Source organism: Micromonospora sp. NPDC052213 (genome assembly GCF_040679695.1).
Lineage (GTDB): Bacteria > Actinomycetota > Actinomycetes > Mycobacteriales > Micromonosporaceae > Micromonospora.
Genome location: NZ_JBFAVI010000050.1, coordinates 15686 through 40208 on the forward strand (window position 1 = coordinate 15686; position 24523 = coordinate 40208).

At 74.1% G+C, this 24523-nt stretch carries 4 protein-coding genes; all 4 read left to right on the forward strand.

Annotation, left to right across the window (positions count from 1 at the left end):
• The first annotated feature begins 278 nt into the window (after positions 1–278).
• On the forward strand, positions 279–5816 hold the full coding sequence (locus AB0L34_RS15140) for an SDR family NAD(P)-dependent oxidoreductase (RefSeq protein ID WP_363705114.1): 5538 nt from the start codon (positions 279–281) through the stop codon (positions 5814–5816).
• Positions 5817–5862: 46 nt separating this feature from the next.
• On the forward strand, positions 5863–19815 hold the full coding sequence (locus AB0L34_RS15145) for a type I polyketide synthase (RefSeq protein ID WP_363705115.1): 13953 nt from the start codon (positions 5863–5865) through the stop codon (positions 19813–19815).
• 160 nt (positions 19816–19975) lie between these two features.
• A complete protein-coding gene (locus AB0L34_RS15150) occupies positions 19976–20833 on the forward strand; it encodes a metallophosphoesterase (RefSeq protein WP_357465030.1) in 858 nt (285 codons plus the stop codon).
• Between the two features lie 341 nt (positions 20834–21174).
• The coding region (locus AB0L34_RS15155) for a type I polyketide synthase (RefSeq protein ID WP_363705116.1) at positions 21175–24523 on the forward strand (3349 nt) is incomplete at its 3' end.

Below are 24523 nucleotides of genomic sequence, written 5' to 3' on the forward strand. Positions count from 1 at the left end.
GGTCCTTCCACCGGTGGCGCCGCCGTCAACGCGGGCGCCGTGCGATCAAACGGACGCTAATCGGATCCACCGGGCCGGGACCACCCCTAGCGGACGGCGGCGTGGGTTAGGGGTTGTCGCAGGTCATCGCGACGCCATAGCTTTCCCCCGCAGAGGGGACCCGTGGCTCTCGGCAGAATTGTGCTCAAGGGACGACAACCGATCTGGCCTGAGGAATTCGCGCATTCGTACCGTCGCCTACGTCAGGTCTCCGCCGGCCACCGCGATGGGTCAGGTTGATGGACACCGAAGAAAAGCTCCGGGAGTACCTGAAGAGGGTCACCACCGACCTGCGCCGGACCCGGCAACGGCTCCGTGACGTCGAGGACGAGGCGCAGCAGCCCATCGCCATCGTCGGCATGGCCTGCCGCTTCCCCGGCGGGATCACCTCCCCCGAGGCGCTGTGGGATCTCGTCGCCGCGTCCGGGGACGCCGTCGGGCCCTTCCCGACCGACCGCGGCTGGGACCTCGCCGAGCTGTACGACCCGACCCGGGAACGCCCCGGGACGTCCTGCGTACGCGAGGGCGGCTTCGTTCACGACGCGGGTGACTTCGACCCGCGCTTCTTCGGCATCTCGCCCCGCGAGGCCCTGGCCATGGACCCGCAGCAGCGGCTGCTGCTGGAGACCTCGTGGGAGGCGTTCGAGTCCGCCGGGGTCGACCCTCTCGGGCTGAAGGGCGCCCGCGTCGGCGTCTTCGCCGGGCTCACCCACGCCGACTACGCCGCCGGCGCCGCCGACGTACCCGACGGCGTCGTCGACTACCTCGGCCTCGGCAACGCCGGCAGCATCAGCTCCGGGCGGGTCGCGTACGCGTTCGGCTTCGAGGGGCCGGCGGTGACCGTCGACACCGCGTGCTCGTCCTCGCTGGTGGCGCTGCACCTCGCCGTGCAGTCGCTGCGCTCCGGCGAGTCCGACCTGGCCCTGGCCGGCGGCGTGACGGTCATGCCCACGCCCGCCGTGTTCGTCGACTTCACCCGCCAGGGCAACCTGTCCATGTCCGCCCGGTGCCGGGCGTTCGCCGACGGTGCCGACGGCACCTCCCTCGCCGAGGGCGTCGGCATGCTCCTCGTCGAGCGGCTGTCCGACGCGCAGCGCCTGGGCCACCGGGTGCTCGCGGTGGTACGCGGCTCGGCGGTGAACCAGGACGGGGCGTCGAACGGGTTGACGGCGCCGAACGGTCCGTCGCAGCAGCGGGTGATCCGGCAGGCCCTGGCGAACGCGCGGTTGTCGGCGTCCGACGTCGACGTGGTGGAGGCGCACGGCACGGGTACCACCCTGGGTGATCCGATCGAGGCGCAGGCCCTGCTCGCCACGTACGGCCAGGGCCGCGACGGCGCGGAGCCGCTGCTGCTCGGGTCGATCAAGTCGAACATCGGTCACACGCAGGCCGCCGCGGGTGTGGCGGGTGTGTTCAAGATGGTCCTCGCGATGCGGCACGGTGTGGTGCCGGCGACGCTGCACGTGGACGCGCCGTCGTCGAAGGTGGACTGGTCGTCGGGTGCGGTGTCGTTGGTGACGGAGTCGACGCCGTGGCCGGTGGTGGACCGTCCCCGTCGGGCGGCGGTGTCGTCGTTCGGGATCTCGGGGACGAACGCGCACGTGATCATCGAGCAGGCCGAGGCCGTCGAGGCCGAGGTTACGGTGGTTGCCGATCTGCCGGTGGTGCCGTGGTTGGTGTCGGGGCGGTCGGCGGAGGCCCTGGCGGGTCAGGCGGGGCGGTTGGTGGAGTTCGCTCGGCGGGAGTCGGGTGTGCCGGCGGTGGAGGTGGGCTGGTCCCTTGCCACCGCTCGGGCGGCGTTGGAGCACCGTGCGGTGGTCCTGGGTGCCGATCGGGACGAGTTGCTGGCGGGCCTCGACGCCCTCGCCGGGGCGGGCGGGGCCGGCACCGTCGTCTCCGGTGAGGTGGTTACCGGCCGTCGGGCGTTCCTGTTCACGGGTCAGGGTGCGCAGCGGGTGGGGATGGGTCGGGAGCTGTACGGCTCGTTCCCGGTGTTCGCCTCGGCCCTCGACGGGGTGTGCGGGCAGCTGGATCGGGTGCTGCCGCAGCCGTTGAAGTCGGTGCTGTTCGCGGATGCGGGCTCTGCCGGGGCCGAGCTGTTGGATCAGACGGTGTTCACGCAGGCGGGGTTGTTCGCGGTCGAGGTGGCCCTGTACGAGCTGTTGTCGTCGTGGGGTGTGCGGCCGGACTATCTGGCTGGGCATTCGATCGGTGAGGTGACTGCCGCCTGTGTGGCAGGGGTGTTGTCGTTGGAGGACGCCTGCAAGCTGGTTGCCGCTCGTGGGTCTCTGATGCAGGCGTTGCCGGCTGGTGGCGGGATGCTGGCGGTGGGCGCGTCCGAGGGCGAGGTCCGCGAGTTGGCCGGTGACAGTGTGGATGTCGCGGCGGTGAACGGGCCTCGGTCGGTGGTGCTGTCCGGTGCGGAAGTTGACCTTGAGCGGGTTGGGCAGCTCTGCGTCGGGCGGGGTTGGCGGGTCAAGCGGTTGTCGGTCAGTCACGCGTTCCATTCGCGCCTGATGGAGCCGATGCTGGACGACTTCCGGGCCGTGCTCGACACGCTGACCTGGCAGGCGCCGAAGCTGCCGATCGTCTCCAACCTGACCGGCCAGCTGGCCGATCCGGCCGAGATCGCCGGCCCGGAGTACTGGGTGCGGCACGTCCGGGAGACGGTCCGGTTCTCCGACGCCATCGCGACGCTGCTCGGGTGTGGGGTGAGTACGTTCCTGGAGGTCGGCCCGGACGCGACGCTGACGGCGATGGCGGCGGAGACGCCCGCCGACCGGCCGGTGCAGCAGATTCCTGCGCTGCGTCGGGACCAGTCCGACACGACGAGCCTGGTCACGGCGTTGGCCAGGTTGCACGTGACGGGCACACCGATCGACTGGGCTGCCTGGTTCACCGCGCAGACCGGTCAGCCGTCCCGGACCGTGGACCTGCCCACCTACGCCTTCCAACGCCAGCGATACTGGCTCGACGCCGGCCCGGCCGGGGGCGGCGCGGACGCCTCCGGACTCGGCGTACACAGCGGTCGGCACCCCCTGCTGAACGCCCAGCTCGTCTCCGCCGCCGACGACGTACGCATCCACGGCGGCCGGCTCTCGGTGCGGACCCAGCCGTGGCTCGCCGACCACGTGGTCTGGGGCTCCGTCGTCGTCCCGGGCACCGCGCTGGTCGAGATGGCGCTGCACGCGGGCGGGCAGGCCGGCTGCGACGCGCTCGACGAACTGACCCTCGCCGCCCCGCTCGTGCTGCCCGAGCAGGGCGCCCGTGCCGTGCAGCTCACCCTCGGCGCTCCCGACGAGCACGGCCGCCGTCGGGTCGCCATCCACTCCCGCCCGGCCGACGACCCACGCGGCGACTGGACCCGGCACGCCGAGGGCATCCTCGCGCCCGCAGCCGCCGACGCCGCCGAGGCGCTGACCGAGTGGCCGCCGCCCGACGCCGCCGCCGTACCGGTCGAGCCGATCTACGAGCAGCTCGGCCGGCTCGGCGTCGACCACGGGCCGACGTTCCGCGGGCTGCGCGCCGCGTGGCGTACCGGCGAGGCGGTCTTCGCGGAGGTCGCGCTGCCGGACGGCACCGCCCCCGGGGCGTTCGCCATCCACCCGGCGCTGCTGGACGCGGCGCTGCACGTCGTCGGCCTCACCGACGACGCCGACGCCGACGCCGACGCCTCCGGGGCCCGGCTCCCGTTCGCGTGGTCGGGCGTCGCGCTCTCCGCCGTCGGCGCCACCACCCTCCGGGTACGCGTCGAACGGGCCGGCTCGGCGGTGTCGCTGACCCTCGCCGACGGCGCGGGCGCCCCCGTCGCCCGGGTCGCCTCGCTGGTCTCCCGGCCCGTCGGCGCCGACCAGCTCGACGCCTCCGGGCCCACCGACGTACCGCTGTTCGACCTGCGCTGGACCGCCCTGCCGCTGCCGTCGCGGCGGGCCACCGGGATCGTGGCGCTCGGCGAGGCCGCCGCCCTCGCCGACGCGGCGGTGCCCGGCGGACTGGCCGACCTCGCCGAGGCCGTCGACGCCGGCCTGCACGCCCCCCGGCTGGTGCTGCTCCCGACCGGCGCCGCCCCGGCGGGCGAGCCGCTCGGCCCCACCCGGGACCGCCTCGCCGACATCCTGACAACGATGCAGCGGTGGCTGGCCGACGACCGGTTCGCCGACCGGCGACTCGTGGTGCTGACCCGGGGCGCGGTCCCCGCCGACGACGCCGACACCGTGCCCGACCTGCCCGCAGCGGCCGTCTGGGGCCTGGTCCGCGCCGCGCAACTGGAACACCCGGGCCGGTTCGTCCTCGTCGACGTCGACGAGCACACCGACGCCGAACTGCTCGGCCGGGCGTTGGCCGGCGACGAGCCCCAGCTCGCGCTGCGGGACGGCCGGCTCCTAGTACCCCGGCTGGCGCCCGCCGAGCCCGACCCGACCGGCGCGGTCGACCTGCTGCCGGACGGGACGGTGCTCGTCACGGGCGCCACCGGCACCCTCGGCGGCCTGCTCGCCCGCCACCTGGTCGCCGCCCACAAGGTGCGCCACCTGCTCCTGGTCGGCCGGCGCGGCGCCGAGGCCCCCGGCGCGGCCGACCTGCTCGCCGACCTCGCCCGGCTGGGCGCCCAGGCCCGGCTCGTCGCCTGCGACGTGGCCGACCGGGAACAGCTCGCCGCGCTGCTGGCCGACATTCCGGCCGAGCACCCGCTCACCGGGGTCGTCCACGCCGCCGGCGTCCTCGACGACGCCGTCGTCACCGCGCTGACCCCCGAGCGGACCGCCGCCGTGCTGCGCCCCAAGGCGGACGCCGCCTGGCACCTGCACGACCTCACCCGGCACCTGGACCTGCCGATGTTCGTGCTGTTCTCCTCGATCGCCGGCCCGCTCGGCGGCCCCGGTCAGGGCAACTACGCCGCCGCCAACGCCTTCCTCGACGGGCTGGCCCACCACCGGCGCGCCGCCGGGCTCTCCGCCACCTCCCTGGCCTGGGGGCTGTGGGAGGAGAGCAGCGGCATGACCCGCCAGTTGGGCGCCGCGCGGCGGGAACGGATGGCCCGTCAGGGCATCGCCCCGCTCGGCACCGAGCAGGCGCTCGCCCTGTTCGACGCGAGCCGGCGTAGCCGGCGTGCCCTGCTGCTGCCCGTACGCCTCGACCTGGTCGCGCTGCGGGACCTGACCACCGTCGACCACCTTCCGGCTCCCCTGCGCGGCCTGGTCGGCGTGCGACCGCGGCGCGCCGCCGCCGGCGGGGCGGTGCCCGCCGGGGCCCTGCGCGACCGCCTGGCCGGGGCGTCCGACGAGGACCGCCGGCGCATGGTCGAGGAACTCGTCACCGGGCAGGTCGCCGAGGTGCTCGGCTACTCCTCGCCGGCCGCGGTCGGCGCCGGGCAGTCCTTCACCGAGCTGGGCTTCGACTCGCTGACCGCGGTCGACCTGCGGAACCGGCTGACCGCCCTCACCGGCCTGTCGCTGCCGGCCACCCTGGTCTTCGACCACCCCACCCCGGACGCCCTCACGGGGCACCTGATGGCGCAGCTCGGCCCCGGCCGGGCCGGGCCCACGCTCCTCGACGAGCTGGAGCGGCTGGAGGCGGCGTTCGCCGCGACCCCGCCGGAGGCCCTGGAAGAGCTGACCTCCGACGAGACGACCCGGTCGGCGGTCGCCGCCCGGCTCCGGGCGCTGCTCAGCCGCTGGGACGGCGACGCCGGCGCGGCTGGCGCCGCCGCCCAGGTCATCGACGACGCCAGCGACGACGAACTCTTCGACTTCATCGACAGCACGTTCGGTCGTAACTGACCGTCGTACCGCCCGCTTGCCGACCAACGCGACAGGTGAATCCCCGATGGCCAACGAAGCCAAGCTCCGTGAGTACCTCAAGCGCGTCACCGCCGATCTCGCCGAGACCAGCGAACGCCTGAAGGCCGTCGACGCGAAGAACCACGAGCCGATCGCGATCGTCGGGATGAGCTGCCGGTATCCGGGTGGCGTCCGCTCGCCGGAGCAGCTCTGGGAACTGGTCGCCGCCGGCGGCGACGGCATCACCGGCTTCCCCGTCGACCGGGGCTGGAACGTCGACGAGGCGTACGACCCGACCGGCGAGCGGCGGGGCAGCACGTACGCCCGCGAGGGCGGGTTCCTGCACGACGCCGGGGACTTCGACCCGGAGCTGTTCAAGATCTCGCCGTACGAGGCGCTGGCGATGGACCCGCAGCAGCGGCTGATGCTGGAGGCGTGCTGGGAGGCCATCGAGGACGCCCGGATCGACCCGCTGTCCCTGCGCGGCAGCCGCGTCGGCGTCTTCGCCGGCATGATGTACCACAACTACGCCGCCGGGCTCGGCGAGGTGCCCGAGACCCTGGACGGCTTCATCGGCGGCGGCACCGCCAGCAGCGTGCTGTCCGGGCGGGTCGCGTACACGTTCGGGTTCGAGGGGCCCGCCCTCACCGTCGACACGGCCTGCTCGTCGTCCCTGGTGGCGTTGCACCTGGCGGTGCAGTCCCTGCGGTCCGGCGAGTGCACCCTCGCCCTGGCCGGCGGCGTCACCGTGATGACCACGCTGGAGACGTTCATCGACTTCAGCCGGCAGCGCGGGCTCGCCCCGGACGGGCGGTGCAAGTCGTTCGCCGAGGGTGCCGACGGCACGGGCTGGTCCGAGGGCGTCGGCGTGCTCCTCGTCGAGCGGCTGTCCGACGCGCAGCGCCTGGGCCACCGGGTGCTCGCGGTGGTACGCGGCTCGGCGGTGAACCAGGACGGGGCGTCGAACGGGTTGACGGCGCCGAACGGTCCGTCGCAGCAGCGGGTGATCCGCCAGGCCCTGGCGAACGCGCGGTTGTCTCCGGCCGACGTGGATGTGGTGGAGGCGCACGGCACCGCCACGACGTTGGGTGATCCGATCGAGGCGCAGGCGCTGCTGGCGACGTATGGCCAGGGGCGGCCGGGGGACCGCCCGCTGCTGTTGGGGTCGGTGAAGTCGAACCTGGGTCACACGCAGGCCGCCGCCGGGGTGGCGGGTGTGATCAAGATGGTCCTCGCCATGCGGCATGGTGTGGTGCCCGCGACGCTGCACGTGGACGCGCCGTCGTCGAAGGTGGACTGGTCGTCGGGTGCTGTCGCGCTTGCTACCGGGTCGGCGCCGTGGCCGGTGGTGGGTCGGCCGCGTCGGGCGGCGGTGTCGTCGTTCGGGATCTCGGGGACGAACGCGCACGTGATCGTGGAGCAGGCGGAGGCGGTTTCGGCCGAGGCGTCGGCTGTGCCGGGTCTGCCGGTGGTGCCGTGGCTGGTGTCGGGGCGGTCGGCGGAGGCGTTGTCCGGCCAGGCGGGGCGGTTGGCGGAGTTCGCCCGGCGCGGGTCGTCGGATGTGGTGGAGGTCGGCTGGTCGCTGGCCACCTCGCGGGCGGCGTTGGAGCACCGTGCGGTGGTCCTCGGCGCCGATCGGGACGAGTTGCTGGCCGGGTTGGATGCTCTGGCTGTTGGGGCCGGGGTCGGCAATGTCGTGTCGGGCGAGGTGGTGTCCGGGCGGCGGGCGGTGTTGTTCACGGGTCAGGGTTCGCAGCGGGTGGGGATGGGTCGTGGGTTGTACGACTCGTTTCCGGTGTTCGCGGAGGCGTTCGACGGGGTGTGTGCCCGGTTCGAGGGCCGGTTGCCGCGCCCGTTGCGGGACGTGGTGTTCGGTGAGCCTGAGCTGTTGGATCAGACGGTGTTCACGCAGGCGGGGTTGTTCGCGGTCGAGGTGGCCCTGTACGAGCTGTTGTCGTCGTGGGGTGTGCGGCCGGACTATCTGGCTGGGCATTCGATCGGTGAGGTGACTGCCGCCTACGTGGCGGGGGTGTTGTCGTTGGATGACGCGTGCGCTCTGGTTGCCGCTCGTGGGTCTCTGATGCAGGCGTTGCCGTCCGGTGGCGGGATGCTGGCTGTGGGTGCGTCCGAGGGCGAGGTTCGTGGGCTGGTCGGTGACAGCGTGGACGTGGCGGCGGTGAACGGGCCGCAGTCGGTGGTGCTGTCCGGTGCGGAAGTTGACCTTGACCGGGTTGGGCAGCTCTGCGTCGGGCGGGGTTGGCGGGTCAAGCGGTTGTCGGTGAGTCACGCGTTCCATTCGCGCCTGATGGAGCCGATGCTGGACGACTTCCGGGCCGTGCTCGACACGCTGACCTGGCAGGCGCCGAAGCTGCCGATCGTCTCCAACCTGACCGGCCAGCTGGCTGATGCGGGCGAGGTCGCTACGCCGGGGTACTGGGTGCGGCATGTGCGGGAGACGGTCCGGTTCTCCGACGCCATCGCGACGCTGCACGGGTGTGGGGTGGGTACGTTCCTGGAGGTCGGCCCGGACGCGACGCTGACCGCGATGGCCGCGGACACCTCCGCCGACCGGCCGGTGCACCACGTTCCCGCCGTGCGGCGGGACCAGCCCGACACGACCGCCCTGGTCACGGCGCTGGCGCGGCTGCACGTGACGGGCACGCCGATCGACTGGGCAGCCTGGTTCACCGCGCAGACCGGCCAGCCGCCCCGGACCGTGGACCTGCCCACGTACGCATTCCGTCATCAGCGCTACTGGCTGAACGCCCGCACCCGCCCGCACGGCCCCGAAAGCGGACCCGGCGCCCCCGACGACGCCACCTTCTGGCAGGTCATCGAGAACCAGGACGTCGAGGCCCTCGCCGCCACGCTCGCCGTCGACCCCGAGGCGACGCTGGGCGACGTGCTGCCCGCCCTGTCGGCGTGGCGCCGCCGCCGGGAGGCGGAATCGACGCTCGACTCGTGGCGGTACCGGGTCACCTGGCAGCCGCTCCCCGACGCCCCCTCCCACCGGGAGGTCACGGACCTGCTGCTCGTCGTACCCGACAGCGCCGGCGGGACGGTGGAGGAGTGGACGACGGCGCTCGCCGCGCCCGGCGTACGGGTGCTGCGGGTGGCCCCCGGCGGCGGACGCGACGCCCTCGCCCGCGATCTCGCCGAGGCGTACGCCGAGCAGCCGCCCAGCGTCGTCCTGTCGCTACTCGGCCTCGCGCCCGGCCCGCACCCCGAGTCCCCCTCCGTGCCGGCCGGACTCGCCGACACCGTCGCCCTCGCCCAGGCGCTCGGCGACGTCGGGGCCGGCCCCCGGCTCTGGATCGCCACCCGGAGCGCGGTCGCCGTCGGCCCCCGCGACCAGCACGTCGACCCCGACCAGGCGCTGCTCTGGGGATTCGGCGGCGCGCTGCGCGCCGAGCACCCCCAACGCTGGGGCGGCCTCGTCGACCTCCCCGAGGCGGCCGACCCGCGCGGCGTACGGCTGCTGCGCCGCCTGCTCGGCGGCGAGCGTGCGGAGGACCAACTCGCCGTCCGCGCCACCGGCGCGCACGCCCGCCGGTTGGTCCGCGCCGGGCAGCCGGCGGGCCCCGGCCGCGAGTGGACCCCGCGCGGTACGGCGCTCGTCACCGGCGGTACGGGCGCCCTCGGCGCACACGTCGCCCGCGCCCTCGCGGCGGCCGGCGCCGACCACCTGCTCCTCGTCAGCCGGCGCGGCCCCGACGCCCCCGGCGCCGACGCGCTGACCCGGGAGTTGACCGCGCTCGGCGCCCGGGTGACCGTGGCGGCGTGCGACGTCGCCGACCGGGACGCCCTGCGTGACCTGCTCGCGGCGCTACCCGCCGACCTGCCGCTCACCGCCGTCGTGCACACCGCCGCGGCGCTCGACGACAACGTCGTCGACGGCCTCACCGTCGGGCAGCTGGCGACGGCCCTGCGCGCCAAGGTCGACGCCGCCCGCCACCTCGACGAACTGACCCGCGACCACGACCTGTCGGCGTTCGTCCTGTTCTCCTCCCTCGCGGGCACCATGGGCGGCCCGGGCCAGGCCAGCTACGCCCCCGGCAACGCCTGGCTCGACGCCCTCGCCCACCGCCGGCGTGCCGAGGGGCTGCCCGCCACGTCCATCGGCTGGGGCCTGTGGGCCGACGGTGGGGTCAGCGCGGGTGACTTCGAACGCCGGATGGCCCGCAACGGCTTCGGCGCGATGGACCCCGCCACCGCCGTGCGGGCGTTCGCTCGCGCCCTCGACCACGACGAGACCCACCTGGTGGTCGCGGCCGTCGACTGGGACCGGCTCGCCGGCAACGCCGCCGGGTCGCGCCCCGACCCGCTGATCCGCGACCTGCTGACCGCCCCGCAGGTCACCGACGCCGCCACGGCCGACCGGGCCGCCGGGGCCGGCGCGCTGCGACAGCGGCTCGTCGGGCTCTCCGAGCCCGAGCAGCTCGACGCGCTCCGTGACCTCGTACGCGGCGAGGTCGCGGCGGTACTCGGCCACGCCAGCGCCGACCAGGTGCCGGCGGAGCGCGCGTTCCGGGACCTCGGCTTCACCTCGCTCACCGCCGTCGAACTGCGCAACCGGCTCGACGCCGCCACCGGGCTCACGCTGCCCGCCACGCTGGCGTTCGACCACCCCAACCCGACCGCCCTGGCCGCCCACGTCCGTACCGAACTGCTGGGCGGGCACGCGCTGCCCGCGGCGCAGACCCCGACCGTACGTCCCGTCGACGACGACCCGATCGTCATCGTCGGCATGGGCTGCCGCTTCCCCGGCGGCGCCGGGTCGACGGAGGAGTTCTGGCGGCTGCTCGTCGACGGCGTCGACGCCATGTCCGACTTCCCCGTCAACCGGCACTGGGACCCCGAGGAAATGGCGTCGTCGTACGTGTCCCAGGGGGCGTTCCTGCACGACGCGGGCGCGTTCGACGCGGAGTTCTTCGGAATCTCGCCGCGCGAGGCCACCGCCATGGACCCGCAGCAGCGCCTGCTGCTGGAGGTGTCCTGGGCGGCGATCGAGGACGCCCGGATCGACCCGCTGTCGCTACGGGGCGGCCGCGTCGGCGTCTTCGCCGGCACCAACGGGCAGGACTTCGACAACCTCATCCGGTACGGCGGCGAACGCCTCGCCGGGTACGGCGCCACCGGCGCGTCCGCCAGCGTGCTGTCGGGGCGGGTGGCGTACTCGTTCGGGTTCGAGGGGCCGGCGGTGACCGTCGACACGGCGTGCTCGTCGTCGCTGGTGGCGTTGCACCTGGCGGCGCAGGCGCTGCGGTCGGGGGAGTGCGATCTGGCCCTCGCCGGTGGCGTGACGGTGATGGCCACCCCGGGCGCGTTCGTGGAGTTCTCCCGCCAGGGGGGCCTGTCGGCCGACGGCCGCTGCCGGTCGTTCGCCGAGTCGGCGGACGGGACGGGCTGGGGTGAGGGCGTGGGCGTGCTGGTGGTGCAGCGCCTGTCGGGCGCCCGGCGGGACGGTCGGCGGGTCCTCGCGGTGGTAAGCGGCTCGGCGGTGAACCAGGACGGGGCGTCGAACGGGTTGACGGCGCCGAACGGTCCGTCGCAGCAGAGGGTGATCCGGCAGGCTCTGGCGAACGCGCGGTTGTCTCCGGCTGACGTGGATGTGGTGGAGGCGCACGGGACGGGTACCACGCTCGGTGATCCGATCGAGGCGCAGGCGTTGTTGGCGACCTATGGGCAGGGTCGTGACGGGGCTGAGCCGTTGTTGTTGGGGTCGGTGAAGTCGAATCTGGGTCACACGCAGGCCGCCGCCGGGGTGGCGGGTGTGATCAAGATGGTTCTCGCGATGCGGCACGGTGTGGTGCCGGCGACGCTGCACGTGGATGAGCCGTCGTCGAAGGTGGACTGGTCGTCGGGTGCTGTCGCGCTTGCTACCGAGTCGGCGCCGTGGCCGGTGGTGGACCGTCCCCGTCGGGCGGCGGTGTCATCGTTCGGGATCTCGGGGACGAACGCGCACGTGATCATCGAGCAGGCCGAGGCGGTCGAGGCGGAGGCTACGGTGGTTGCCGATCTGCCGGTGGTGCCGTGGTTGGTGTCGGGGCGGTCGGCGGAGGCGTTGTCCGGTCAGGCGGGGCGGTTGGTGGAGTTCGCCCGGCGGGAGTCGGGTGTGCCGGCGGTGGAGGTGGGCTGGTCCCTTGCCACCGCTCGGGCGGCGTTGGAGCACCGGGCGGTGGTGCTGGGCCGGGATCGTGGTGAGCTTCTGGCGGGGCTGGAGGCTCTGGCGGGCGGTTCCGCGGTTTCCGGTGTGGTGACGGGTCAGGCGTCGCCGGGTCGGGTCGCCGTGTTGTTCACGGGTCAGGGTGCGCAGCGGGTGGGGATGGGTCGTGGGTTGTACGACTCGTTTCCGGTGTTCGCGGAGGCGTTCGACGGGGTGTGTGCCCGGTTCGAGGGCCGGTTGCCACGCCCGTTGCGGGACGTGGTGTTCGGTGAGCCTGAGCTGTTGGACCAGACGGTGTTCACGCAGGCGGGGTTGTTCGCGGTCGAGGTGGCCCTGTACGAGTTGTTGTCGTCGTGGGGTGTGCGGCCGGACTACCTTGCCGGGCATTCGATCGGTGAGGTGACCGCCGCCTGTGTGGCGGGGGTGTTGTCGTTGGAGGACGCCTGCAAGCTGGTTGCCGCTCGTGGGTCTCTGATGCAGGCGTTGCCGTCGGGTGGCGGGATGCTGGCGGTGGGCGCGTCCGAGGACGAGGTCCGCGAGTTGGCCGGTGACAGCGTGGATGTCGCGGCGGTGAACGGGCCTCGGTCGGTGGTGCTGTCCGGTGCGGAGGTTGACCTTGACCGGGTCGGGCAGCTCTGCGTCGGGCGGGGTTGGCGGGTCAAGCGGTTGTCGGTGAGTCACGCGTTTCATTCGCGGTTGATGGAGCCGATGCTGGACGACTTCCGGGCGGTCCTGAACACGCTGACCTGGCAGGCGCCGAGGCTGCCGATGGTCTCCAACGTGACGGGTGGGCTGGCTGATCCGGGCGAGGTCGCTTCGCCGGGGTACTGGGTGCGGCATGTGCGGGAGGCGGTCCGGTTCTCGGACGCGGTCGTCACGTTGCTCGGGTGTGGGGTGAGTACGTTCCTGGAGGTCGGCCCGGACGCGACGTTGACGGCGATGGCGGCGGAGACGCCCGCCGACCGGCCGGTGCAGCAGGTTCCTGCCCTGCGCCGGGACCAGGACGACGCCACGGCCCTGGTGACGGCGTTGGCCAGGTTGCACGTGACGGGCACGCCGATCGACTGGGCAGCCTGGTTCACCGGGCAGACCGGCAAGTCGCCCCGGACCGTGGACCTGCCCACCTACGCCTTCCAGGGCAGGTGGTACTGGCCGGAGCCGCCCACCCGCGGCGACAGCGCATCCCGGCCCGGCTCTGAGATCGACGAGCGGTTCTGGGCGGCGGTGGAGCAGGAGGACCTGGCCGGGCTGGGGGAGGAGTTCCGGCTGGAAGCCGATCAGCCGTTGGGCGTCCTGCTGCCGAGACTGGCGCGGTGGCGGCGGGCGGGACAGCAGCGGTCGACGGCCGACTCCTGGCGCTACCGCGTCGAGTGGCGGCACCTTCCCTCCGTACCGTCTGAGGCTCTGACCGGGACCTGGCTGGTCCTGGCGCTGCCAGGGAAGGCCGACCACCCCCTGGCCGAGGGCCTGGCCACGCACGGCGCGCAGGTGCTCCCGGTCGTTCTGGACCCGGCGGCGTTGACGCGGGACGACGTGGCCGACCGGTTGCGTCCCGTACTGGCCGAGGCCGGCGAGGTGGCGGGGGTGGTGTCGCTGCTGTCGCTGTCGGGCGCTCGTGTGCCGGAGGCGTTGGCGGCGGTCCAGGCACTGGGCGACTGCGGCGTGAACGGGCGGGTGTGGTGGTTGACGCGGGGGGCGGTGGCCGTGGGTGGCTCCGATGCCCCCGTGGACCCCGTCGCGTCCGCGGCCTGGGGTCTCGGGCGCGTCGCGGCGTTGGAGGAGCCGCGGCGGTGGGGTGGCCTGGTCGACCTGCCACAGATTCTCGACGCGCGGGCGGTACGACGGGTGTGTCAGGTGATCGCGGTCGGGGTCGAGGACCAGGTGGCGGTGCGCCCGTCGGGGGTGTTCGTCCGCCGGCTCGTCCGGGCCGGGTCCGATCCCACGCGGCGGGAGTTCCGGCTGTCGGGGACGGTGCTGGTCACCGGTGGTACGGGGGCGTTGGGGTCGCGGGTGGCGGAGTGGGCCGTCGGGGCCGGCGCCGAGCACGTCGTGTTGACGAGTCGGCAGGGTGAGCGGGCACCGGGCGCGGCGGAGCTGGCGGAGCGGCTGCGCGGCGTGGGTGTGCGGGTGACCGTGGTGGCGTGCGACGTGGCCGACCGGGACGCCCTAGCCGGGCTGCTGGCCGAGTTGGGCGAGCCCGTCCGCGCCGTCTTCCACGCCGCCGGAGCCCCGCAGTTCACCCCGCTGGCCGACATCACGGCCGACGAGCTGGCCCACGTCCTGCGGGCGAAGGTCGACGGTGCGGCGAACCTGGACGAGCTGCTGTCCGACGAGGCGCTGGACGCGTTCGTGGTGTTCTCGTCGATCGCCGGGGTGTGGGGTTCGGCGGGCCAGGCCGGATACGCCGCCGCCAACGCGTACCTGGATGCGCTCGCCGTGGGCAGGCGCGCTCGGGGCGTGACCGCCACAGCCGTGGCCTGGGGCCCCTGGGGCGGCGCCGGGATGGCGGCGCAGGGCGAGGCGCAGGAACAGCTGAGCCGCCGCGGATTGCCGGCGCTCGCGCCGGAGCTGGCGGTCACCGCGTTGCAGGCCGCGCTGGACCGCGACGACACGTCGGTCGTCGTCGCCGACGTGGCCTGGGACCGGTTCGCCGCGTCGTACACGGCGCTGCGGCCCAGCCCACTGCTGGCCGAGATCCCCGAGGCGCGGACCACGACGGACGCCGAGGGCGGCCGGGACGATGCCCAGGAACGCTCGCAGTTTGGCCGACGGCTCGCCGGGATGTCGCCGGCCGAGCGGGACGCGTACCTGCTCGACCTCGTACGCGCCCAGGTCGCCGTGGTGCTCGGGCACGCGACGCCCGACGCCGTGCCGGCGGACAAGGCCTTCCAGAGCCAGGGCTTCGACTCGCTCACCGCCGTGGAGTTGCGCAACCGGCTCACCGCCGAGACCGGGCTCGCCCTGCCCACCACCCTCGTCTTCGACCATCCGACGCCGCTGGCGCTGGTGGCCCACCTGGGCACCGAGCTGACCGGCACGCCGGCCACCTCGGTCGCCGCGGAGCGGACGGCGGCGGTCGACGACGACCCGATCGTGATCGTCGGCATGAGCTGCCGGCTGCCCGGCGGCGTCGACGGCGTCGACCAACTGTGGGACCTGCTGGTCAACGGCCGCGACGGCATCTCCGACTTCCCCCTCGACCGGGGCTGGGACAGCTTCCTCGACGGCCGGCTCTCGGACACGTCCTTCCCCCGCCAGGGCGGCTTCGTCTACGACGCGGGCGCGTTCGACGCGGAGTTCTTCGGGATCTCGCCCCGCGAGGCGCTCGCCATGGACCCGCAGCAGCGGCTGCTGCTGGAGACCTCGTGGGAGGCGATCGAATCCGCGGGCGTGGACCCGTCGCGCCTGAAGGGCGAACGCGTCGGCGTCTTCGCGGGCGCCAGCTTCCAGGGGTACGCGTCGAACGCGATGGGCCGGGACCAGGAGGTGGGCGGCCACCTGCTGACCGGTAACGCGACCAGCGTCCTGTCGGGGCGGGTGGCGTACTCGTTCGGGTTCGAGGGGCCGGCGGTGACCGTCGACACGGCGTGCTCGTCGTCGCTGGTGGCGTTGCACCTGGCGGCGCAGGCGCTGCGGTCGGGGGAGTGCGATCTGGCCCTCGCCGGTGGCGTGACGGTGATGGCATCCCCCGCCACCTTCGTGGAGTTCTCCCGCCAGGGGGGCCTGTCGGCCGACGGCCGCTGCCGGTCGTTCGCCGAGTCGGCGGACGGGACGGGCTGGGGTGAGGGCGTCGGGATGCTGCTGGTGGAGCGGCTGTCCGACGCGCAGCGCCTGGGTCACCGGGTGCTCGCCGTGGTGCGGGGGACCGCCGTCAACTCCGACGGCGCGTCCAACGGACTCACCGCGCCGAACGGGCCGGCCCAGCAGCGGGTGATCCGCCAGGCCCTCGCCAACGCGCGGCTCACCACCGCCGACGTGGACGCGGTGGAGGCGCACGGCACGGGTACCACCCTCGGCGACCCGATTGAGGCCCAGGCACTCCTCGCCACGTACGGCCAGGGCCGTGACGGCGTGGAGCCGCTGCTGCTCGGGTCGATCAAGTCGAACATCGGTCACATTCAGGCCGCCGCGGGTGTGGCGGGTGTGATCAAGATGGTTCTCGCGATGCGGCATGGTGTGGTGCCGGCGTCGCTGCACGTGGATGTGCCGTCGTCGAAGGTGGACTGGTCGTCGGGTGCGGTCGCGCTTGCTACCGGGTCGATGCCGTGGCCGGTGGTGGGTCGGCCGCGTCGGGCGGCGGTGTCGTCGTTCGGGATCTCGGGGACGAACGCGCACGTGATCATCGAGCAGGCGGAGGCGGTCGAGGCGGAGGCTACGGTGGGTGCCGATCTGCCGGTGGTGCCGTGGTTGGTGTCGGGGCGGTCGGCGGAGGCGTTGTCCGGTCAGGCGGGGCGGTTGGCGGAGTTCGCCCGGCGCGGGTCCTCGGATGTGGTGGAGGTCGGCTGGTCGCTGGCCACCGCTCGGGCGGCGTTGGAGCACCGGGCGGTGGTTCTCGGTGCCGATCGGGACGAGTTGCTGGCCGGGTTGGACGTCCTCGCCGGGGCGGGCGGGGCGGGCACCGTCGTCTCGGGTGAGGTGGTTACCGGCCGTCGGGCGTTCCTGTTCACGGGTCAGGGTGCGCAGCGGGTGGGGATGGGTCGGGAGCTGTACGACTCGTTCGCGGTGTTCGCGGAGGCGTTCGACGGGGTGTGTGCCCGGTTCGAGGGCCGGTTGCCGCGCCCGTTGCGGGAGGTGGTGTTCGCCTCCGAAGGGTCGCCTGAGGCCGAACTGTTGGATCAGACGGTGTTCACGCAGGCGGGGTTGTTCGCGGTCGAGGTGGCCCTGTACGAGCTGTTGTCGTCGTGGGGTGTGCGGCCGGACTATCTGGCTGGGCATTCGATCGGTGAGGTGACCGCCGCCTGTGTGGCGGGGGTGTTGTCGTTGGAGGACGCCTGCGCTCTGGTTGCCGCTCGTGGATCTCTGATGCAGGCGTTGCCGTCGGGTGGCGGGATGCTCGCGGTCGGTGCGTCCGAGGACGAGGTCCGCGAGTTGGCCGGTGACAGCGTGGATGTCGCGGCGGTGAACGGGCCGCGATCCGTCGTGCTGTCCGGCGCGGTGGCTGACCTTGATGGGGTCGAGGGGCGGTGCGTCGGGCGGGGTTGGCGGGTCAAGCGGTTGTCGGTCAGTCACGCGTTCCATTCGCGCCTGATGGAGCCGATGCTGGACGACTTCCGGGCGGTGCTCGACACGCTGACCTGGCAGGTGCCGAGGCTGCCGATCGTCTCCAACGTGACGGGTGGGCTGGCTGATCCGGGCGAGGTCGCTTCGCCGGGGTACTGGGTGCGGCATGTGCGGGAGGCGGTCCGGTTCTCCGACGCCATCGCGACGCTGCACGGGTGTGGGGTGAGTACGTTCCTGGAGGTCGGCCCGGACGCGACGCTGACGGCGATGGCGGCGGAGACGCCCGCCGACCGGCCGGTGCAGCAGATTCCTGCGCTGCGTCGGGACCAGTCCGAGGCGATGGCCCTGGTGACGGCGTTGGCCAGGTTGCACGTGACGGGCACACCGATCGACTGGGCGGGCTGGTTCACTGCGCAGACCGGCAAGTCGCCCCGGACCGTGGACCTGCCCGCCTACGCCTTCCAACGCCAGCGCTACTGGCTGCTCGACACGCCGTCAGCCGCCCCGGCCCCGCCGAACACCGGCGGATCGGAGATCGACGAGCAATTCTGGGCGGCGGTGGAGCAGGAGGACCTGGCCGGGCTGGGGGAGGAGTTCCGGCTGGAAGCCGATCAGCCGTTGGGCGTCCTGCTGCCGAGACTGGCGCGGTGGCGGCGGGCGGGACGGCAGCGGTCGACCGTCGACTCCTGGCGCTACCGGGTCGACTGGGAGGCCGTACCCGACGCCGACGGGACGCTGTCCGGGACCTGGCTGCTGCTGGTGCCGTACGCCGGCGTCGACGATGCCCTGCTCGCGACCGTGACCGACGGTCTCACGGCGGCCGGGGCGAAGGTCCGGCCGCTGGTGCTCGACGGCCCGGCCGACGATCGCGAGCTGGTGGCCAAGGCCCTCCGCGCCGCCGGTGAGGTGGCCGGGGTGGTGTCGCTGCTGTCGCTGTCCGGGGCGGGTGTGCCGGAGGTGTTCGCGACGGTGCAGGCGCTCGGTGACTGTGCCCTCAACGGGCGGGTGTGGTGGTTGACGCGGGGGGCGGTGGCCGTGGGTGGCTCCGATGCCCCCGTGGACCCCGTCGCGTCCGGGGCCTGGGGTCTCGGGCGGGTGGCGGCGTTGGAGGAGCCGCGGCGGTGGGGTGGCCTGGTCGACCTGCCGCAGATTCTCGACGCGCGGGCGGTACGGCGGTTGTGTGGGGTGATCGCGGTCGGGGTCGAGGACCAGGTGGCGGTGCGCCCGTCGGGGGTGTTCGTCCGCCGGCTCGTCCGGGCCGGGTCCGATCCCACGCGGCGGGAGTTCCGGCTGTCGGGGACGGTGCTGGTCACCGGTGGTACGGGGGCGTTGGGGTCGCGGGTGGCGGAGTGGGCCGTCGGGGCCGGCGCCGAGCACGTCGTGTTGACGAGTCGGCAGGGTGAGCGGGCGTCGGGCGCGGCGGAGCTGGCGGAGCGGTTGGGCGGGTCGGGTGCGCGGGTGACGATCGCGGCGTGCGACGTGGCCGACCGGGACGCCCTCGCCGGGCTGCTGGCCGAGCTGGGCGAGCCCGTCCGCGCCGTCTTCCACGCCGCCGGGGCGGCGCAGTCCACCCCGCTCGCCGAGATGACCGCCGACGAGCTGGCCCACGTCCTGCGGGCGAAGGTCGACGGTGCGGCGAACCTGGACGAGCTGCTGTCCGACGAGGCGCTGGACGCGTTCGTGGTGTTCTCGTCGATCGCCGGGGTGTGGGGTTCGGCGGGCCAGGCCGGCTACGCCGCCGCCAACGCGTACCTCGACGGCCTGGTGGCGCGTCGGCGCGCCCGGGGCGCGGTCGGCACGGCGGTGGCCTGGGGCCCCTGGGCCGGCGCGGGCATGGCCCACGGCGAGCAGCAGGAGCAGCTCGGCCGTCGCGGGTTGCCGGCGCTGGCACCGGAGCTGGCGGTCACCGCGTTGCAGGCCGCGCTGGACCGCGACGACACGTCGGTCGTCGTCGCCGACGTGGCCTGGGACCGGTTCGCCGCCTCGTTCACCGCACTGCGCCCCAGCCCACTGCTGGGCGGCATCCCCGAGGCCCGGACGACCGACCGGCAGGAGACCCCGCCGTCGGACGCGGGCGCGCCGCAGGCGCTGCGCGACCGGTTGGCCGCCGCAGGCGCGGCCGAGCGGGAGCGCATCCTGCTCGACCTCGTACGCCACAGCGCGGCCACGGTCCTCGGCCACCGCACCCCGGCCGCGATCCGCGCCGGGCGGGGCTTCCTGGAACTCGGCTTCGACTCGCTCACCGCCGTCGAGCTGCGTAACCGGCTCACCGCCGAGACCGGCCTCGCCCTGCCCACCACCCTCGTCTTCGACCACCCGACGCCGGCGGCCCTCGCCGACCACCTGCGCGCCGAGCTGGCCCCCGCCGCTGCCCCGGCCACCCCGGTCGTCGCCGAGATCGATCGGCTGGACCAACTGCTGCGCACGGCCCCGGCGGAGCAGCGCGACGACGCGGAGATCACCCGCCGGCTGGAGGACCTGCTCTCCCGGTGGCGGGCCGTCAGCCGGCCGGCGCCCGCGAGCGACCCGGCCGACGACCTGGCGGAAGACCTGGCGGACGCGAGCGAGGACGACATCTTCGACATCATCCAGCGGGAGTTCGGCAAGTCCTGACCGTCGCCCGCCTAGGGGTGGGCCGGTCGCATCTAGGGGTGTGCGCCGCCTGTCGGGCTCCGTAGGGTCGGAGCCCGACAGGCGGATGCCGTCCCGCGCCGGTGCGCGCGGACGGGCGGTGGGGGTGCACGCGGGTGCCCGGAGGGACGGGAGGTTCCGTGTGACCGGCTCCCACGGCCGCCAGCTACTCGCGATCAGCGACCTGCACGTCGTGTACGCGGAGAACCGCGCGCTCGTCGAGGCCATGCGCCCGAACAGCGACGACGACTGGCTGATCGTCGCCGGCGACGTCGGCGAGTTCGTCGCCGACATCGAGTGGGCGCTCGGCCTGCTCCGGGACCGCTTCGCCAAGGTGGTCTGGGCGCCCGGCAACCACGAGCTGTGGACGCCCCGCGACGACCCGAACCAGCTGCGCGGCGAGGCCCGCTACCGACACCTCGTGGAGCTGTGCCGCCGCCTCGGCGTGGTCACCCCCGAGGATCCGTACCCGGTGTGGGACGCCGACGGCGACCCCGTCCTGATCGTCCCGCTCTTCGTCGGGTACGACTACACGTGGCGGCCCCCCGGCACGTACACCCGGGAGCAGGCCCTCGCCCGGGCGCACGAGACGGGCGTCGTCTGCACCGACGAGATCCTGCTGCACCCGGACCCGTACCCGAGCCGGGACGCCTGGTGCCGGGCGCGGGTGATCCAGACCGAGCGGCGGCTCGACGCGGAACGCGGCGGGCTGCCCACCGTCCTGGTCAACCACTACCCGCTGGTCCGCGAGCCGACCCGCATCCTGCGCTACCCCGAGTTCGCCCAGTGGTGCGGCACCGACCTCACCGCGGACTGGCACCTGCGCTACGACACCCGCGTCGCCGTCTACGGCCACCTGCACATCCCCCGCACCACCTGGTACGACGGGATCCGGTTCGAGGAGGTCTCCGTCGGCTACCCGCGCGAGTGGCGACGCCGCGCCAACCCGCCGGGACAACTCCGGTCGATCCTGCCGGCCCCCGCCCGGCGCCCCGCCTGACCACCCCTCCGGCGGGCGTCGCCGCGCGTCGCCGCGACCCACTCCGGCCTGCGCTTATTCGGTTCGTCCGGCGGCCCGCACGCCCGGCTGAATGAGGGGTCCGTAGGGGTTGGGCCGCAGATCAGCGCTCAGTACCGTCCACACACGGTGGCGGTCAGGTGCCGGCATTGCGGGGTCGGACGGTGCGGTGGCGTGCGCGTGATCAGCGGTGAGGAAACACATTGAAGCGCTAGGTGGTTCTCTCGCCATCGGTCCTCTCCGGTCAATTACGCCGAGTCGAATCGATGGCTTGCTCAATGTTCGGCGGAATTGATCGGTAGCAAGCTCCGGGCGGGTGGGTCATGGCGGACGACGAAAAGCTCCTCGAACACCTGAAGTGGGTGACCACCGAGCTCCGCCAGGCGCACCGGCGCCTGCGGGAACTGGAGAGCTCCGAGCCGGAGCCGATCGCCATCGTGGGCATGGCGTGCCGGTTCCCCGGCGGGGTGGGCTCACCCGAGGAACTGTGGGACCTGGTGGCCGCCGGCGCGGACGCGACCGGGACGTTCCCCGACGACCGCGGCTGGGACCTGGCGGCGCTGTACCACCCGGACCCCGACCACCCCGGCACCTCGTACAGCGACCGGGGCGGCTTCCTGCGCGACGCCGGCCACTTCGACCCGACGCTGTTCGGCATCTCCCCGCGCGAGGCCCTCGCCATGGACCCGCAGCAGCGCCTGCTGCTGGAGACCACCTGGGAGGTGTTCGAGCGCGCCGGCATCGACGCGAACTCGCTGCGCGGCAGCCGGACCGGCGTCTTCGTCGGCACCGCCGGCCAGGACTACGCCACGGTGCTCCGCCGCCTTCCCGAGGGCGCCGAGGGGTACGTGCTCACCGGCACCGCCGCCAGCGTCATCTCCGGCCGGCTCGCCTACTCGTTCGGCCTCGAAGGGCCGGCCGTCACCATCGACACCGCCTGCTCCTCGTCCCTGGTCGCCCTGCACCTGGCCAGCCAGGCCCTGCGCGACGGCGAGTGCGGCCTCGCCGTCGCCGGCGGCGTCAGTGTCATGGCCACCCCCGGCGGCTTCATCGAGTTCTCCCGGCAGCGCGGCCTCGCCTCCGACGGGCGCTGCAAGGCGTTCTCCGCCGACGCCGACGGCACCGGCTGGTCCGAGGGCGTCGGCATGCTGCTCGTCGAGCGGCTCTCCGACGCCCAGCGCAACGGGCGGCGCATCCTCGCCGTCATCCGGGGCAGCGCCGTCAACCAGGACGGCGCCAGCAGCGGCCTCACCGCCCCCAACGGCCCCGCCCAGCAGCGCGTCATCCGCCAAGCCCTGGAGAACGCCCGCCTCGCCCCCGCCGACGTCGACGCCGTCGAGGCGCACGGCACCGGCACCCGGCTCGGAGACCCGATCGAGGCGCAGGCGCTGCTCGCGACGTACGGGCAGGACCGACCCACCGACCGCCCACTGTGGCTCGGTTCGCTGAAGTCGAACATCGGGCACACCCAGGCCGCCGCCGGCGTCGCCGGGGTCATCAAGATGGTGCAGGCGATGCGGCACGGGCTGCTCCCCGCGACCCTGCACGTCGAGACCGCGTCCCCGCACATCGACTGGTCGGCCGGCGCCGTCTCGCTGCTCACCGAGGCGCGGCCGTGGGCCGACGCGGACGACCGGCCCCGGCGGGCCGGGGTCTCCTCGTTCGGCATGAGTGGCACCAACGCCCACCTCATCCTGGAGCAGGCGCCCGAGCCCACGGCCGAGCCGGCCGCCGAGCCCGCCCCCCGCGCGCTCCCGGTGGTTCCGGTGCTGCTCTCGGCCGCCCAGGCCACCGCCCTGCCGGCCCAGGCCGAGCGGTGGGCGGCCGCGCTCGCGGCCGACCCGGACCTGCGCCCGCTCGACGTGGCCTTCTCGTCGGTGGTCGCCCGGGCGGCCCTGGACCACCGGGCCGTGGTCGCCGCCGCGGGCCGGGACGACCTGCTGGCCGGGCTGCGCGCCCTGGCGGCCGGTGAGCCGTCCGGCGCGGTGGTCGCCGGGCAGGCCGGGGACCGGGGCTCGCTCGCGGTGCTGTTCTCCGGTCAGGGCGCGCAGCGCGCCGGGATGGGCCGCGAGCTGTACGAGGCCTTCCCCGTCTTCGCGTCGGCGCTGGACGAGGTGTGCGGGCACCTGGACCGGGTGTTGCCGCAGCCGCTTCGCGAGGTCCTGTTCGCGCCCGACGGCTCGCCGGAGGCGGGCCTGCTGGACCAGACCGTGTTCACCCAGGCCGGGCTGTTCGCCGTCGAGGTGGCGCTGTTCCGCCTCGTGGAGTCGTTCGGGGTCGTGCCGGACTTCGTGGGCGGCCACTCGGTCGGGGAGATCACGGCCGCGTACGTGGCCGGGGTGCTGCCGCTGAAGGACGCGTGCGCCCTGGTCGCGGCCCGCGGCAAGCTGATGCAGGCGTTGCCGGCCGGCGGCGGGATGCTGGCGGTGAACGCGCCCGAGGCCGAGGTGCTGGCCTCGCTGGACGGGCTGACCGACCGGCTGGGCATCGCGGCGGTCAACGGCCCGTCCTCCGTCGTCGTCTCGGGTGCGGTGGAGGCCCTGGACGAGGTGGAGCGGGCCTGGCGGGAGCGGGGCGTCCGGACGCGGCGGCTGACGGTCAGCCACGCGTTCCACAGCCCGCTGATGGAGCCGATGCTGGCGACGTTCCGCCGCATCCTCGGCAAGCTGACGTTCTCCGCCCCGACGCTGCCGATCGTGTCCAACCTGACCGGAGCCCTCGCGGACCCCGAGGAGATCCGCACCGCCGACTACTGGGTCCGGCACGTCCGCGAGGCCGTCCGGTACGCCGACGGGACCGCCGCCCTGCGCGCGGCCGGCGCCGACACGTTCCTGGAGATCGGCCCGCAGAGCGTCCTCACCGCGCTGACCGGCGACATCCTGCCCGGCGACGACGACGTGCTCGCCGTCGCCGCCCAGCGCAAGGACCGGCCCGAGGCGCACGCCCTGCTCGCCGCCCTCGGCGACCTGCACGTCCACGGCGTCCCCGTCACCTGGCAGGCGTGGTTCGCCGACACCTCTGCGGCGTGGGTGGACCTGCCGACGTACGCGTTCCAGCGGGAGCGGTTCTGGCCCGAGGTGGGGTCGTGGCGGGTCGGTGACGTCTCCGGTGCGGGTCTTGGGGTTGCCGGTCATCCGCTGCTGGGTGCGGCGGTGCGTCTGGCGGGTGACGACGAGGTGGTGTTGACGGGTCGGTTGGCGTTGTCGTCGCATCCGTGGTTGGGCGATCACGTGGTGTCGGGTGCGGTGGTGGTGCCGGGCACGGCTCTGGTGGAGTTGGTGGTGCGGGCCGGCGACGAGGTGGGTTCGTCGCGGGTACGGGAGCTGACCGTCTCGGCGCCGCTGGCGTTGCCGGCGTCCGGTGCGGTGCGGGTGCAGGTGCGCGTCGGCGCGGCGGAGGAGTCCGGGGCGCGCCAGGTGACGGTGCACTCGCAGCCGGAGGAGGACGTCGAGGCGGAGTGGGTCCGGCACGCCGAGGGTGTGCTGGAGCCCGCCGCCGTCGAGGAGCCGACCGTCGGTGCCTGGCCGCCGGCCGGGGCGTCCGAGGTGGAACTGGCCGGCTGGTATCCGGCCTTCGCGGAGCACGGGCTGTCGTACGGGCCGGTGTTCCAGGGGTTGCGGCGGGTGTGGGCCGGCGACGGCGAGGTGTACGCCGAGGTGGCCCTGCCCGACG